This is a genomic window from Alsobacter ponti (assembly GCF_024294805.1).
Taxonomy (GTDB): domain Bacteria; phylum Pseudomonadota; class Alphaproteobacteria; order Rhizobiales; family Beijerinckiaceae; genus Alsobacter; species Alsobacter ponti.
The window spans coordinates 260,076-273,451 of the sequence record NZ_JANCLU010000001.1; the positions used below are offsets into that span (position 1 = coordinate 260,076).

Below are 13,376 nucleotides of genomic sequence, written 5' to 3' on the forward strand. Positions count from 1 at the left end.
GCGGGGCAGGCCGGCTCAGTCGCCTGATCGCGTCAGGCCTTCGAGCCGCGCCAGGCCGACGGGCGCCTCGGCCTGCCACGCGAGCGCGAACAGGCGGGCGGCGAGGCCGTCCCGCACCCGCTCGATCTGCGCGACCTCGTGGGCGAGGCGCGCCTTGAGGAGCGGGTCGCGCGTGCCCGACGCGACGAGGCTTCGGTTGATCACCCACGCATAGGGTTCGATGGAGGCTCGCCGGAGATCCTTCTGGAGGTCGGCCGCTTCCGAGACGGGCGTGCGCTCCGGCAGCGTCACGAGAACGACCCGCGTGTAGTCGGGATCCTGCAGGCGCATCAGCGGCGTGACCATCTTGCCCGAGGCGGTGGGCTGGAAGTCGCGCATCATCTGGCGGTGATAGGCTCCGGTCGCGTCCATCAGCAGCAGGGTGTGGCCCGTCGGAGCGGTGTCGAGAACGACGAAGGCGCCGCGGGCCTCCGCGACGACCCGCGAGAAGGCGTGGAACACCGCCACTTCCTCGGTACACGGCGAGGCGAGGTCCTCGCGCAGCAGCCGGCGGCCCTCCTCGTCGAGGTCCCGGCCCTTGCTGGCCATCACCCTCTCGATGTAGCGCCGCGTCTCGGCTTCGGGATCGATGCGATCGACCTTCAAGCCGTCCAGCGCGCCGTCGACCACGAACGAGACATGGGCGGCGGGATCGGTCGTGCTGAGATGCACGCCGTGGCCGCGCCGGGCGAGACCGACGGCGATCGCAGCGGCGATCGTCGTCTTGCCGACGCCGCCCTTGCCCATCACCATGATCAGGCCCTTGCCCGTGGCGGCCAGCTCGTCGACGAGCCGGTCGAGCCCCGGGAGAACGGGGGAAGGCCCGGCGTCGTCACCCGGCGCAGGAGCGGAGCCCGCCGGGTCCAGGAGCGCGCGCAGAGGTCCCAGCCCCACGAGGTCGAACGGAGCGAGGGGGATTTCATCGCGCGGCAGGCGCGCCAGGGCCTCGGGCATGGCGGCGAGGGCGCTGGCCTGCTCGTCGGCGATGGCGACGGCCACGGGGTCGGCCGCGGACGCCGGCCGGAACCGGCCGTTGACGGCCAGCATCTGGTTTGAGAGCCCCAGCTCGTCCAGTTCGGCCGAGGTTCGCGCGGCTTCCCGGATCGCCCCCCGGTCGGCACGGGTCACCAGAACGATGGTCGTTCTGCGGGGGTCCGACAGCGCCTCCAGCCCCTGCCTGAAGCGCTCCTCGCGCATTTCCAGGCCGGAATGGGGACCAAGGCACGAGGCTCCGCGATCGTTGCCTTCCAGGAAGCCGGTCCACGCTTTCGGCAGGCTCAGCAGCCGCAGCGTATGTCCCGTCGGGGCCGTGTCGAAGACGACGTGGTCGAAGCCGGCGGCGTCGCCCGCGAGCAGTCCCACGAACTCGTCGAAGGCGGCGATCTCCGTGGTGCAGGCGCCCGACAACTGCTCGCGCACCGTCGCCTGCTCTGTCGCGTCGGCGTCCGGCCCGAGTTGCGCGAGCACGCGGGCGCGGTAGTGCTCGGCCGCCTGCTCGGGGTCGATGTTCATCGCCGAAAGGCCCGCGACGCCCGCAACGGCTGAGGGCGAATCGCCCAGCGTCGCACCCAGCATCTCGTCGAGGTTGGAGGCCGGATCGGTGCTTACCAGCAGAACGCGCCTGCCCCGGTCCGCGAGACTGATCGCCGTGGCGCAGGCGAGCGACGTCTTCCCCACGCCTCCCTTGCCGGTGAAGAAGAGAAATCGTGTCGGCGCGTCGAGCGGGCGGAACGTCGGCATGGCTTGATCCCTGCGGGCGACGCCAGACTACAACCTCTCGGACGCCGCGCGATGATCTGCGTCATGCGCCATGCCCCGCCCGCGCTCGCCTTGCTTCGGCGTCGGCAAGACGGGTCTCAGGCGGATTGCTTCGCGCCGGCCGCTCCTGACGAAGCGCCGTCCAGCCGGCCGATGTCCCGGATGCGTTCGCGCAGCGAGGCGGCGTCGAGCTTGTCGACCGGCAGCGCGAGGAAAGCCGCGATGCGGTTGCGCATCAGCCGGAACGCCTCGACGAAGGCGCGCTCCCTGTCGAAATCGGAGCCGGTCGCCGCGGCGGGATCCTCGATGCCCCAGTGTCCGGCCACGGGCTTCCCCGGCCAGATCGGGCAGGCTTCGCCGGCCGCGCTGTCGCAGACCGTGAACACGAAGTCCATGGCCGGCGCGTCCGGGCCGGCGTACTCGTCCCAGCTCTTGGAGCGCAAGTCCTGCGTCGGGTAGCCGAAGCCGGCGAGCACCTTCAACGCGAGCGGGTTCACCGCGCCCTTGGGCTGGCTGCCGGCCGAAAAGGCGCGAAAGCGGCCCTCGCCGTCCTTGCGCAAGATGCTTTCCGCCAGGATGGAGCGGGCGGTGTTGCCGGTGCACAGGAAGAGCACGTTGGCGGGACGGTCGGTCATCGGGCCCTCGTTCGATCGTCCATGATCGGAATCCCGCATGACAGGCGTGTGACGGGCCGCCGGGAGCAGGACCCTGCCGTTCGCCGCGGCGACGGCTCGCGCGCCCCCTGGCGTTACCGCTGGTCCCCCAGCGGCTCCGCCAGTCCGATCAGCAGTCCCTCGGGCCCCCGGATGTAGCAGAGCCGGTACGCGTCCTGGTAGCGGACCACCTCGTCGACGACCCGGGCGCCGTGCCTGGCGAGCCGGGCGAGCGTGTCGTCGAGGTCGCTCACCGCGAACATGGCGCGCAGATAGCCGAGCGCGTTCACCGGGGCGCTGCGGTGGTCGGCGACGACGTCCGGGCTGAGAAAACGCGACAGCTCGAGGCGGCTGTGGCCGTCGGGCGTAACCATCATGGCGATCTCGACGCGCTGGTCGCGCACGCCGGTGACGCGGCCCGCCCACTCACCCTCGATCGTCATCCGCCCTTCGAGGGTCAGGCCCAACTCGGCGAAGAACGCGATGGCGTCGTCGAGAGACTCGACGACGATCCCGACATTGTCCATCCGCAACAGGCGACTCTGGGTCATCGGCGTCTCCTGCCGTCATGTTCGGGTTGGGCGCGGTCGCGCGGCTCCCGGCGACGTTCGTCCACTTCGCGCGGCTTGCCAAGCCTTGCGCGGCAGCCGTCGGCCGGCCGGACCGCGCCGCCGGATCGACGACAATTGACCGGTGGCGGAAAAGCGGCCGTGGAAACGCCTTGGCTTCGTCGCGATTGACGTGTCGAACCGGCGGCATCGCGAATCCGTCGCTCCCCGCCCGAGAGATTCCATGAACCGAAGAGATGTGCTGGCCGCCGGCGCGGCGATGGTCCTCGCAACACGTGGCGCCGCCGCGCAGGAGGCCTGGTACGACATCGCCGGCGACGACGGCCGGCCGGTCGAGAACCTGCGCATCCCGGTCGAGATCGCCGTCGAGGCCGACGCCTTGCCGGACGTGATCCGCACGGGCGCGGCCCAGCCGGACGTCAGGATGGTCGAGTTCTTCGACTATAACTGCCCGTATTGCCGCGCCGCCGCCGGCGACATCGAGGCGATGATCGTGGACCAGCCGGACCTCCAGCTCGTCCTCGTCAACAATCCCGTCCTGTCGCGGTGGTCGCGGGAGGCCGCGCTCGTTCAGATCGCTGTCGTGCAGTCGCATGGCGAGGACGCCGGCTTCCAGCTCCATCGCCGCCTGTTCGCCGCCAAGGGCAAGGTGGACGGCGCGCGGGCGCTCGCGGCGGCTGGCGAGATGGGGCTGGCCACGGCGGAGCTGGAGGCCGCCGCGCGAAGCGACCGGGCAGGCGACGTGCTGAACCGGCACATGAGCCTGGCCGCCTCGATGGGCTTCGCCGCGACGCCCTCGTTCCTCGTCGCCGACGCCGGCATTCTCGGCTACCCGGGCCCCGGGGCGATGAATCGCATCGCCGCGGCGGTCAGGCAATGCGGCGCGGTGGTCTGCTGAGGCGAGCCCGCCGGACTAGAGCTCGCCCAGGATGTCGCGCCGGTGCCGGTCCAGTTCGGCGCTGTAGCGCTTCAGCGCGTGACTTTCCGTGAGCAGCCCGAGGACCTTGCCGTCGGCGCGGTTCACGACGGCGAGCTCCTCGCTTTCGGCGCTGTCGAACGCCTCCATGGCTTCCTTGACGTTCATGGCGGGGTCGAGCGCCACCTTCGTGTAGCGCATCAGCTCGCCGACCTTCGTATCGCCCTTGTCGTCCAGCGACGAGGCATGCAGGTCCGGCACCAGCAGGATGCCGGCGTAGCGGTCGGCGTTGTCGACGACGATGAGGCGCTGGGTCGAGCCCGGCGGGAAATCCCGGCGCAGCATCGCCACCGTGCTGTCCGCGCGCACGGTGCGCACGTCCCGGCGCATCAGCTTGCCGACGGTCAGGCTGCGCAGCCATCCGACGTCGTGGGCGCTGCGGATGCTTTCGCCGCGCAGATGGAAGCGCCAAGTCGCGAACGAGTAGCCGAACAGCTTGCGAACCGTCGTCGACGCGACGATGACGGCGACGAGAACGAGCACGGTGATCTGGAAGTCGCCCGTCATCTCGAGGGCGAGGAACGTCATGGTCAGCGGCCCGCCGACGATGGCGACCGCGAGGCTGCTCATGCCCACCATGGCGAGGACGGACCCGTCCATGCCCCCGAGAAGGCCCGCGGGAATGAGGAGCGCCGCGAGCTTGCCCAGCAGCGCCCCGAGAAACAGCGCGGCGAAGAACAGGCCGCCGCGAAACCCCGAGCCGAGCGAGATGGCCGCCGCGAGCGCCTTGAGCGCGATGAGGCCGCCCAGCGCGGTGAGGGTGGAGTTTTGCGCCAGCGTCGCCTGGAACGCGCCATGCCCGGCCGAGAGGACCTGCGGCGAGACCAGCGCGAACAGCCCGACGCCGAGACCGCCCAGCGCCGGCCGGGCGAGCGGGGGAAGGGGGAGCACGCGGAACGTCCGCTCGACGCCCGTCACCGCCCACATCAGGGCGATGCCGAACGCCGCCGACACCAGGCCCAGACCGGCGACCACCGCCACCTGCGTGTTGGCGATCGCGCCGGGCTCGACCACGGCGATCAGGTGGGAATGGCCCAGCAGCGCCCGGCTGACGAAGGTGGCGGCGAGGGAAGCGACGATCACCGGCGTCAGCGTGCCGATGGAATACACGCCGACGATCAGCTCGAAGGCGTAGAACGCCCCGGTGAGCGGGCCGTTGAACGCGCTCGCGATGGCGCCGGCCGCGCCGCAGCCCACCAGCGTCCGCAAGTCCGCGCGCCGCAGTTCGAGGCTGCGCCCGAGCCGGGAGGCGAGGGCGGCGCAGATCTGCGTATAGCCGGCCTCCAGCCCGACGGACGCGCCGAAGCCGTTGGAGATGACGTTCTGGACGGTGACCTGCACGCTGTCGACCAGCGACATGCGCCCGCCATGCAACGCGTTGGCCTCGATCGGGTCCGCCGGATGGCGCTGCGTCCAGCGCGCCGTGAGCGCCAGCCAGAGCGCCAGGACCCCTCCGCCCACGGCCGGCAGCAGGAAGGCGGCCCAATAGCGCAGGGAGCCGACGGAGCTGAGCCGTTCCCCGAGCGGCAGGCCGAAGAAGACCTCGTGCATGGACTGGGTGAGCCAGGCGATGCCGCTGACGGCGGCCCCGGAGGCGAGGCCGACCAGCGCGGCGACGCCGACGAGGCCCAGCTCGCTGGCGCGCACGAAAGCGCGCGCGCTGGGGGGAGCGAGGAGCCAGCTTCTCCCCAGGCGCTGTCCCAAGCCCACTATCCGTCCTCGCCCTGACGTGAGTCGCCGCCGAACGCGCGCGCCCGTGAAACGGCGCGATCTTTAGCCGAGCCATTGTGGCGCGAAAGAGGAATCGACGTTTTTCGGCGCGTTTGTGGGATGGCGCGTCGCGGCGTAGCATCCGCGCCAGTGCTCGTTCCCGGATGGTGAGTGCATGGCGACCGTCGAGCGACGCCTCGTCGCGATCTTCTGCGCGGATGTGGCCGGCTACTCGCGGCTCATGCATGGCGACGAGGCGGCCACGCTGCGGTTGCTGACCTCTTACCGGGACATGACCGACCGTCTCATCGCCCAGTTCGGCGGGCGGATCGCCAACACGGCGGGCGACAGCATCCTGGCCGAGTTCGCCACCGCGACCGCCGCCCTCCAGTGCGGCCTGACCATGCAGGATCGCATCGCGGCGCTGAACGATGAGGTGGCCGAGGCCCGGCGGCTGTCCTTCCGCATCGGGCTTCACGTCGGCGAGGTGAACGTCAAGGGAGGCGACCTCTTCGGCGACGGGGTCAACATCGCGGCTCGGATGCAGACGCTGGCGCCGCCGGGCGCGATCTGCCTGTCCGAGATCTCCCGCCAGTTCGTGCGGCCCGACGAGCCCATCGCCCTCGAGGATCTCGGACCGCAGGCGGTCAAGAACATCGACACCCCGGTGCGGGCCTTCGTGGCGCGGCCGGCGAACGGCCCGCGCGGGGGCGACATCCCTCTGCTCCACCGCCGGGTGGAGTTTCATCTCGCCCGCCGCTACCACCAGATCTGCGAGGCCGCCTTGTCCGCCATCACGGGGACGGAGGACCTGGCCGGCATCGAGTACGCGTCGATGGCCTCTCTGCACGATGCGCCCGGCCTGACGCGGGACAAGCTGGCGGAGCGCGTGGGGCTGCCGGCCTCGGACGCCGCGCCGATCCTCGATGTCCTCGCGCGACGCGGCTTCGTCGAAGTCGCCCTCCGCCACGACGACCCGGCGCAATGCACGTTCCAGCTGACGCCGGCCGGGCACGACGTCCGCGTCCGGCTTCGCCCGGCGATCGCGGCGGCCGCCGAACAGATCGTCGCGCCGCTGAGCGACGAGGAGAGGGCGGCCCTGCGGGACCTGCTCGCCCGGATCATCCAGGCGCACGAGGCGAAACAGAAATCCGTGGAGCGCGGGCCGGACGCGCCGCCAGGGACTCAAGCCGTCACATGATGCCGGGATTGCGCGGGCAGTAGCGGTCCCAGGGGCGGGGGAGGGCGTCGCCCATCAGCAGCATGGGCAGGGCGATCCGCAGGCCGGCGTCGAGCGCGGCGGTCAGCGCCGCCGGGCTCGAACCGGGCAGAAAGGCCGACACTCGCTCGCGCGGCGTGCGGCACGCCAGCGCCAGGGCGGCCGTCAGCGCCTCGGGCAGCTGGCCGGCCTCGCGCGCGGCGATGGGGCCGACATGGCCGTCCGCCCCGACATAGGCATGGCCGAAGCGCTCCCCGCCGGCGCGGAAGGCGAAGCCTTGCAGGCCCCCCGCGCCGAGCATGTAGGCATGGTGCCTGGCGCGCGAGACGCCGAGCGACGCCTCGTCGATCGCCCGCAGCCAGTCGCTCGACGCGTCGTCCGGATCGAGCGGTTCGGCCACGATCCCGCTCTCCTTCAACCGGCCGGCGACGACCTCCCTTGGGCCGCTCATCACGTAGAGCGGTGTCAGGGGACGGAGCCCGTGACGCATGTAGAGGCCCTGCGAGGCCCGGTTGAAGGCGAAGGTGATCAGCGTCCTGTAGCGCGCGCCGCGCGCGCCGGCGTGCTCCAGCGTCTTGGCGATCATCCGGCCGCCGAGCCCGTCCGCCTGCCGGTCCGGGCTGACGAAGAGCTGGGCGAGGAACCAGAAGTCCTCAGTCGTCCACGAGAAGGCGAAGCCGACGATCTCTCCCCCGTCCTCGGCGACCCACAGGCCCTCGGGATCGTCGCGCAGCGAGAAGCGCTGGAACAGCGGCGGGCTCGGGGACGCGATGGTCCCGAAGCCGTGCCGCTGGGTCAGGTCGTTGATGCTCGCGACGACGAGCGCGTCCGCGACCTCGAGGTCGCTCTCGCGGGCCGGTCTGATGATGGTCGCCATCGCGGACCCCCGGGGGCAGGCATCCAGGAGCCCTTAGAGTGTCATTCGCGGGGCCGCGTGGCCAGCGCGTTTCCCGCCCGGTGGTCAGTCGAGGCTGACGATGACGCAGTCCTTGGCCGGGACCGTGATCTCGCCGTCGCCGACCGCGCTGCCCGCGGCATCGCCACGCAGATCTCGCCGCAACTGACGACGGTCCGCGTGCATGGCGCGGAAATCGGGGCCGCGGCGCTCGGCCTCCTGCTCGACCGGGTCGAAGGCCGGCTGCAGCCCGGTTCGCCGGCGCGGCGCGTGCAGATCGTCGAGACTCTGGTGGAACGCGGCTCCACCGCGAGGGCCCCGCGTCGCAAGTGAGGCGAGCGCCTCAGTCGGCCTGCCGCTGGGCTCCGTCGGGGCGCTTGTGGAACGACCAGTTCTTGCCGACCACGGCCAGGATGATGAGGGAATAGGCCGCCAGCCGAATGAGGAAGATCCAGGTGTGTTCCTCGCGCTGGCCGTTCAGGTAGGACGACAGCGCCTGGTTGGCCGCGAGGAGCCAGAAGGAGAGCGCGAACGCCGCGAACAGGCCGTCCCGCGTCCGCGTCCAGAACCGCAGGAAGAACAGTCCCGCCGTGGCGAACCCCATCGTGGTCAGGCCCGAGATGAAATCCATCGTGGTGTCCTCAGTCGCTCGTCCACACGAAGCCGCACAGCAGCACGCTGACCCCCGCGAGCGCGGACATCTGCCGAAGGGGCATGAAGTCGATCTCGGGGAAGAGCAGCAGGTCGCAGACGACGAAGAAATTGTTCAGCGCCAAAAAGGCGAAGCAGACCGCGCTCCACAGGAGAAGCGGCGTGCGGTTCTTTCGATAGCCCCGGACCAGCAACACGGCGCACGCGGCGCTGGTGCACAGGCAGAGCAAATAGACGACGGCGGGAACCGCCACGGACATGGGGATCAGTCCTTCTTGATTCGGAATGCGTCCGCGAAGCCGCGCAGGCGGTCGTCGGCGTCCTCGAAAACCATGCGTGTGACGGTGAGCGGCCGTTCGCGATAGGCATTGGCCAGGGCCTCGGCGAGGGCTTCCAGCCGAGGGGAGCCGGGCGCGTAGCGAAACACGCCGCCATCGTCGCTCTGGAGCAGGCCGGCGCGCGAAAGGCTCACCAGGCCGTCACGGATGACGATGGTGCTGGCCCGCATTTCCCGGACGAGATCATCCTCGGTCCAGGTACGCCCCATATGTCCGACCATGAATAACAGAAGTTCGACCGACCAGACTGTTCGGAATGAACTTCGAATAAACTCCATGAGATCGCTGTCCGTTACCACATCACCCAAGATTTTCACCTTCACGGATTAAGCGTCAATTCAGTCTAGTTTTTGCGTTCCGGGTCGTCAATGAAGGCGCTCGTCGACTCCGCCAAGCGACGCCGGCTCCCGCCGGCAACCCGGCCCGCCGTCGGAGCTTGGGTTGTCCGGTTGCAAGAACGAGAATATCGTCTCCTCGCAACACGTTTCGTCGCAAGACTTCGTCAATTCCGGACACGATGGAACGCTTCGGCTTCTCGCGCGTTGTCGCGAAGCGTGATTATGGCCTTGACGACATCGAGGCCGTGCGCGCGGCCCTCCGGCCGCCCAACCCCCGCGAGGTTTCCATGCCGTTTCCGTCCAGGCGTTCCCTGCTCCGCACCTCCGGCTTCGCGGCGGCCCTCGTGGTCGCGTCATGGAGCGCCGGCCACGCCCAGACCGCGCCGGTCGTCGTCTCTTCCAAGCTGGACACCGAGGCCACGCTGCTCGGCAACGTCATCCGCAGCGTGCTGGAAGCGAACGGGATCAAGACGCAGGACCGCCTGACGCTCGGCGGAACGCCGGTCGTGCGCAAGGCGATCATCGGCGGCGAGATCGACATCTATCCCGAATACACGGGCAACGCGGCGTTCTTCTTCAACCGGGAGAGCGATCTGTTCTGGAAGAATTTCCGCACGGGCTACGAGCTCGCCAGGAAGCTCGACTACGACGCCAACAAGATCGTCTGGCTCGCTCCCGCGCCGGCCAACAACACGTGGGCGATCGCCGTGCGCAAGGACGTCGCCGACCAGGCGAAGCTGCACACGATGAGCGATTTCGCCAAGTGGGTGTCAGGCGGAGGGCCGGTGAAGCTCGCCGGCTCCGCCGAGTTCGTGAACTCGCCGGCGGCGCTGCCGTCGTTCCAGAAGACGTATGGCTTCACCATGAAGTCGGATCAGCTTATCGTGCTGTCGGGCGGCGACACGGCCTCCACCATCAAGGCGGCGGCCGACAAGACGAACGGGACGAACGCGGCCATGGTCTACGGCACGGACGGGGGCATCGCCGCCTCCGGCCTGGTGGTGATGGAAGACGACAAGGGCGACCAGCCCGTCTACGCTCCCGCGCCGATCATCCGCGAAGCCGTGCTGAAGGCGCACCCCGCCATCGCCGACCTGCTGAAGCCCGTCTTCGAAAGCTTTACCCGCGAGACGCTGCAGCAGCTCAATGCCCGCGTGCAGGTGGGCGGCGAGCCGGCCAAGGCGGTGGCGGAAGACTATCTGCGCTCGAAAGGCTTCCTGAAGCGCTAGCCCGTCCAGGGCCATGGCCCCGCCCGCCAAAGCCGTCATCGGCGGACAGGGGGCCGGCCGGCCCTCCACGGCGCGCGGCCGGGCGGCGTGGCCGGCCGACCGGCTCGGCTCCCTGCTCGCGGCGGTCGGCTTCGCCGCCGCCGTGCTGCTTCCCTTCATGATCGTCAAGGCCAACCGGATCGCCTCCGGCCAGCCGCACGGTCTCGCGGACTCCCTGTCCAGGGCCGGCGCGGCGGAGCTCGCGGCCCTGCTGGCCGTGGTCGCCGGGGTTGCCATGCTGGTCCGCGCGCCCACCGTCCGCCTCGCCGCAGCGCTCGCCGGACTGGCGGGGCTCGCGGCCGCCGTCAGCCATGCCGCGTCCCGCTTCACGCCTCCCGGCGACAGCTTCGCCCGCGTGTCGCCCGGCGCCGGGGCGTGGCTGATGACCGCCGTCCTCGCCCTGCTCGCGACAGACGCCCTGGCCCGCCTGCGGCTCTTCCCCGGGGCGCGCGTCGCGGCGCTGGCCCTCGCCATCGCGGCCTGCTGGCTGGCGTTTCGGTTCGGGCTGTTCGACCAGCTCTCCGTCATGCGCGAATACGCCAACCGCGCCGACGTGTTCGCACGGGAAGCACGCTGGCATCTCGTGCTGGCCGGCGGCTCCTGCGCCGTCGCCGTGCTGATCGGTCTGCCCTTGGGCATTCTCTGCCACCGCGCGCCGCGGCTTCGCGCGGGGACGCTGCAAGGGCTCAACATCGTCCAGACCATCCCGAGCATCGCGCTGTTCGGGATGCTCATGGTTCCGCTGGGCCTGCTGGCGCGCTCGTTCCCGGTCCTGTCGCAGTTTGGGGTGGCCGGCATCGGCGGCGCGCCGGCCTTCGTCGCCCTCGTGCTCTACGCCCTGCTGCCGGTGACGGCGAACACCGTGGCGGGCCTCGCCCAGGCCCCCGCCGCCGCCGTGGACGCGGCGCGCGGCATGGGCATGACCGACGGGCAGGTTTTGCGCGAGGTGGAGCTGCCGCTCGCGGTGCCGGTCATTCTCACCGGCATCCGCATCGTGCTCGTGCAGAATATCGGGCTGGCGACGGTGGCGGCTTTGATCGGCGGCGGCGGCTTCGGCACGTTCGTCTTCCAGGGCCTCGGGCAGACGGCCATCGACCTCGTGCTGCTCGGCGCGGCGCCGACCGTGGCGCTCGCCTTCTGCGCGTCCGTGCTGCTGGACGCCGCGGCGGAAGCTTTCGAAGGGCCGGGTTCATGATCCGCCTGGAGGGCGTGACCCGCTTCTACGGCGAGCGCGCCGTCGTGGACGACGTTTCGCTCGTCGTCGAGAAGGGCGAGATGGCCGTCGTCGTCGGGCGTTCGGGATCGGGAAAGTCGACGCTGCTGCGGATGATCAACCGGCTGGTCGAGCCCACGTCAGGCCTTATCTCGATCGACGGGCGGGACGTCTCGACCGTGCCGGCGCACGTGCTGCGGCGAGGCATCGGCTACGTCATCCAGGGGCACGGCCTTTTTCCGCATCGCACGGTCGCCGACAACATCGCGACGGTGCCCCGGCTGCTCGGCTGGCCCCGGGACCGCATCGCCCGGCGGGTGAGCGAGCTTCTGGAGTTGCTTCAGCTCTCCCCCGCCCGGTTCTCGGGCCAATATCCGCACCAGCTCAGCGGCGGCGAGCAGCAGCGCGTGGGCGTCGCCCGCGCGCTCGCCGCCGGGCCGGACATCGTGCTGATGGACGAGCCGTTCGGCGCACTCGATCCCATCATCCGCTCCAAGGCGCAGGACGACCTCAAGGCCATCCAGGCGCGGCTCGGCGCGACCATCGTGCTCGTCACGCACGACATGGACGAGGCCTTCCGGCTCGGCGACCGGATCGCGGTGATGGAGGCCGGCCGGGTCCTGCAATACGGCACGCCCCGCGACATGATCGCCCGCCCGGCCGATCCCCGCGTCGCGGAACTCACCGGCAGCGGGGAGGGCGCGTTGCGGCTCCTGGCGCTGGTGCGCGCCGGCGACGCGGCCGAACCGTTCGATGCGAGCACGCCGCCGCCCTCGCACTCCGTCCCGGCTGGCGCGTCGCTTCGCGAGGCGCTGGCCAGCCTGCTCTGGACGGGCGAGGGCGAGCTTGCCGTGACGGGCGATGACGGCCGGCCCGTCGGGCGCGTCACGCTGGCCAGCGTGCTCCGGCACGGCAGGTCGCCGTGAAAGTGTCGGTCGGGACCATCGCGAGACTTGTCGGCGCGATCCTGCTCGCCGCGTTCCTCGTTCGCCCGGAGGCCTTCGCGCCCCTGTTCGCGCCGCTGACGAGCAACGGCGCGCCGCCGATCTACCGGCAGGGGAACCTGCTGGCGCTCGCGTGGTCGCACTTCCAGATCGTCGTTTTCGCCACGCTGGCGAGCACGCTCGTGGCCGTGTCGCTCGGCGTCCTCGTCACCCGCCGCTCGGGCGCCGAGTTCCTGCCGCTGTCGCGCGCGGTGGTGAATGTCGGCCAGACGTTTCCGCCGGTCGCCGTGCTGGCGCTGACGGTGCCGCTGGTCGGCTTCGGGGACGGGCCCACCTTCATCGCGCTCTTCGCCTACGGCCTGCTGCCGATCTTCGAGAACACGCTCGTCGGAATCCAGCAGGTCCCCGCCGCCGTGACCGAGGCCGCGCGCGGCTGCGGGATGACGCCCGCCCAGCGGCTGTTTCGCGTCGAACTGCCGCTCGCTCTGCCGCAGATCATGACCGGAACCCGGCTCGCGGTGGTCGTCGCCATCGGCACCGCGACCATCGGCTCGACCGTCGCGGCCAAGGGCCTGGGCGAAGTGATCATCGCCGGGCTGCTCTCCGACAACACGGCCTTCATCGTCCAGGGAGGACTCGTCGTCGCGCTCATGGCGGCGCTGATCTACGACGCCATGCTCGCGGCCGAACGCTCCATCATCCTCCGCCTCGGCCTGCCCGCCAACGAGCGGGAGTAAAGAGCGCGCCGGAGAGTTCGCTGTCGAGTTGCGCCGCGAGAATGAAGAAGCGCCGGCGCACGTCCGCC

At 70.6% G+C, this 13,376-nt stretch carries 15 protein-coding genes; 7 read left to right on the top strand and 8 right to left on the bottom strand.

Features of this window, described 5'->3' with window-relative positions:
* Positions 1-15: 15 nt before the first annotated feature.
* The 3 genes from arsA to NK718_RS01310 form a co-directional block, all read right to left on the bottom strand.
* Positions 16-1,779, bottom strand: coding sequence for an arsenical pump-driving ATPase (gene arsA / locus NK718_RS01300; protein WP_254737792.1), 1,764 nt, complete (start codon positions 1,777-1,779; stop codon positions 16-18).
* A 116-nt stretch (positions 1,780-1,895) separates the two neighbouring features.
* Entirely contained in the window at positions 1,896-2,432 is a 537-nt protein-coding gene (locus NK718_RS01305; RefSeq protein ID WP_254737794.1) for an arsenate reductase ArsC, read from the bottom strand.
* Positions 2,433-2,545: 113 nt separating this feature from the next.
* Positions 2,546-3,001, bottom strand: coding sequence for a VOC family protein (locus NK718_RS01310; protein ID WP_254737796.1), 456 nt, complete (start codon positions 2,999-3,001; stop codon positions 2,546-2,548).
* 241 nt (positions 3,002-3,242) lie between these two features.
* Here NK718_RS01310 and NK718_RS01315 point away from each other — a divergent pair, with 241 nt between their 5' ends.
* Positions 3,243-3,917 (top strand): DsbA family protein, encoded by a 675-nt coding sequence (locus tag NK718_RS01315; RefSeq protein ID WP_254737798.1) that lies wholly within the window; start codon positions 3,243-3,245, stop codon positions 3,915-3,917.
* Positions 3,918-3,932: 15 nt separating this feature from the next.
* Here NK718_RS01315 and NK718_RS01320 read toward each other — a convergent pair whose 3' ends face one another.
* Entirely contained in the window at positions 3,933-5,705 is a 1,773-nt protein-coding gene (locus NK718_RS01320) for a chloride channel protein (RefSeq protein WP_254737800.1), read from the bottom strand.
* 175 nt (positions 5,706-5,880) lie between these two features.
* On the opposite strand from NK718_RS01320, the gene NK718_RS01325 reads away from it, so the two are divergent.
* Positions 5,881-6,906 (top strand): adenylate/guanylate cyclase domain-containing protein, encoded by a 1,026-nt coding sequence (locus tag NK718_RS01325; RefSeq protein WP_254737802.1) that lies wholly within the window; start codon positions 5,881-5,883, stop codon positions 6,904-6,906.
* Here NK718_RS01325 and NK718_RS01330 read toward each other — a convergent pair.
* Positions 6,899-7,801, bottom strand: coding sequence for a GNAT family N-acetyltransferase (locus NK718_RS01330; protein WP_254737804.1), 903 nt, complete (start codon positions 7,799-7,801; stop codon positions 6,899-6,901). The two genes, NK718_RS01325 and NK718_RS01330, sit on opposite strands and share 8 nt — an antisense overlap.
* Before the next feature lie 57 nt (positions 7,802-7,858).
* On the opposite strand from NK718_RS01330, the gene NK718_RS01335 reads away from it, so the two are divergent.
* A complete protein-coding gene (locus NK718_RS01335) occupies positions 7,859-8,152 on the top strand; it encodes a substrate-binding domain-containing protein (protein ID WP_254737806.1) in 294 nt (97 codons plus the stop codon).
* A gap of 10 nt (positions 8,153-8,162) precedes the next feature.
* On the opposite strand, the gene NK718_RS01340 is transcribed toward NK718_RS01335, so the two are convergent.
* From NK718_RS01340 to NK718_RS01350, 3 genes are read right to left on the bottom strand one after another with little or no spacing between them, the layout of a single operon-like run.
* Positions 8,163-8,450, bottom strand: coding sequence for a DUF5985 family protein (locus NK718_RS01340; protein ID WP_254737808.1), 288 nt, complete (start codon positions 8,448-8,450; stop codon positions 8,163-8,165).
* Positions 8,451-8,460: 10 nt separating this feature from the next.
* On the bottom strand, positions 8,461-8,730 hold the full coding sequence (locus NK718_RS01345; protein ID WP_254737810.1) for a DUF5985 family protein: 270 nt from the start codon (positions 8,728-8,730) through the stop codon (positions 8,461-8,463).
* A 5-nt stretch (positions 8,731-8,735) separates the two neighbouring features.
* Positions 8,736-9,131: a hypothetical protein gene (locus NK718_RS01350; protein ID WP_254737813.1), complete on the bottom strand. Its 396-nt coding sequence runs from the start codon at positions 9,129-9,131 to the stop codon at positions 8,736-8,738.
* Between the two features lie 302 nt (positions 9,132-9,433).
* On the opposite strand from NK718_RS01350, the gene osmF reads away from it, so the two are divergent.
* The 4 genes from osmF to NK718_RS01370 are packed head-to-tail and all read left to right on the top strand — an operon-like array spanning position 9,434 to position 13,308.
* On the top strand, positions 9,434-10,375 hold the full coding sequence (gene osmF / locus NK718_RS01355) for a glycine betaine ABC transporter substrate-binding protein OsmF (protein ID WP_254737815.1): 942 nt from the start codon (positions 9,434-9,436) through the stop codon (positions 10,373-10,375).
* Between the two features lie 13 nt (positions 10,376-10,388).
* Entirely contained in the window at positions 10,389-11,609 is a 1,221-nt protein-coding gene (locus tag NK718_RS01360) for an ABC transporter permease (protein ID WP_254737817.1), read from the top strand.
* Positions 11,606-12,553, top strand: coding sequence for an ABC transporter ATP-binding protein (locus NK718_RS01365; RefSeq protein ID WP_254737819.1), 948 nt, complete (start codon positions 11,606-11,608; stop codon positions 12,551-12,553). Before NK718_RS01360 ends, NK718_RS01365 begins: the two co-directional genes overlap by 4 nt.
* Positions 12,550-13,308, top strand: a complete 759-nt coding sequence (locus NK718_RS01370; RefSeq protein ID WP_254737821.1) for an ABC transporter permease — start codon at positions 12,550-12,552, stop codon at positions 13,306-13,308. The genes NK718_RS01365 and NK718_RS01370 overlap by 4 nt, the downstream gene beginning before the upstream one ends.
* Positions 13,309-13,376: the final 68 nt, after the last annotated feature.

What these genes read in the sequence shown, in the direction of transcription:
- NK718_RS01330 (WP_254737804.1), bottom strand. Translation starts at nt 7,801, where the DNA reads ATGGCGACCATCATCAGACCGGCCCGCGAGAGCGACCTCGAGGTCGCG.
- NK718_RS01325 (WP_254737802.1), top strand. Translation starts at nt 5,881, where the DNA reads ATGGCGACCGTCGAGCGACGCCTCGTCGCGATCTTCTGCGCGGATGTG.
- NK718_RS01360 (WP_254737817.1), top strand. Translation starts at nt 10,389, where the DNA reads ATGGCCCCGCCCGCCAAAGCCGTCATCGGCGGACAGGGGGCCGGCCGG.
- NK718_RS01340 (WP_254737808.1), bottom strand. Translation starts at nt 8,450, where the DNA reads ATGGATTTCATCTCGGGCCTGACCACGATGGGGTTCGCCACGGCGGGA.
- NK718_RS01315 (WP_254737798.1), top strand. Translation starts at nt 3,243, where the DNA reads ATGAACCGAAGAGATGTGCTGGCCGCCGGCGCGGCGATGGTCCTCGCA.
- NK718_RS01310 (WP_254737796.1), bottom strand. Translation starts at nt 3,001, where the DNA reads ATGACCCAGAGTCGCCTGTTGCGGATGGACAATGTCGGGATCGTCGTC.
- NK718_RS01345 (WP_254737810.1), bottom strand. Translation starts at nt 8,730, where the DNA reads ATGTCCGTGGCGGTTCCCGCCGTCGTCTATTTGCTCTGCCTGTGCACC.
- arsA (WP_254737792.1), bottom strand. Translation starts at nt 1,779, where the DNA reads ATGCCGACGTTCCGCCCGCTCGACGCGCCGACACGATTTCTCTTCTTC.
- NK718_RS01305 (WP_254737794.1), bottom strand. Translation starts at nt 2,432, where the DNA reads ATGACCGACCGTCCCGCCAACGTGCTCTTCCTGTGCACCGGCAACACC.
- NK718_RS01365 (WP_254737819.1), top strand. Translation starts at nt 11,606, where the DNA reads ATGATCCGCCTGGAGGGCGTGACCCGCTTCTACGGCGAGCGCGCCGTC.
- osmF (WP_254737815.1), top strand. Translation starts at nt 9,434, where the DNA reads ATGCCGTTTCCGTCCAGGCGTTCCCTGCTCCGCACCTCCGGCTTCGCG.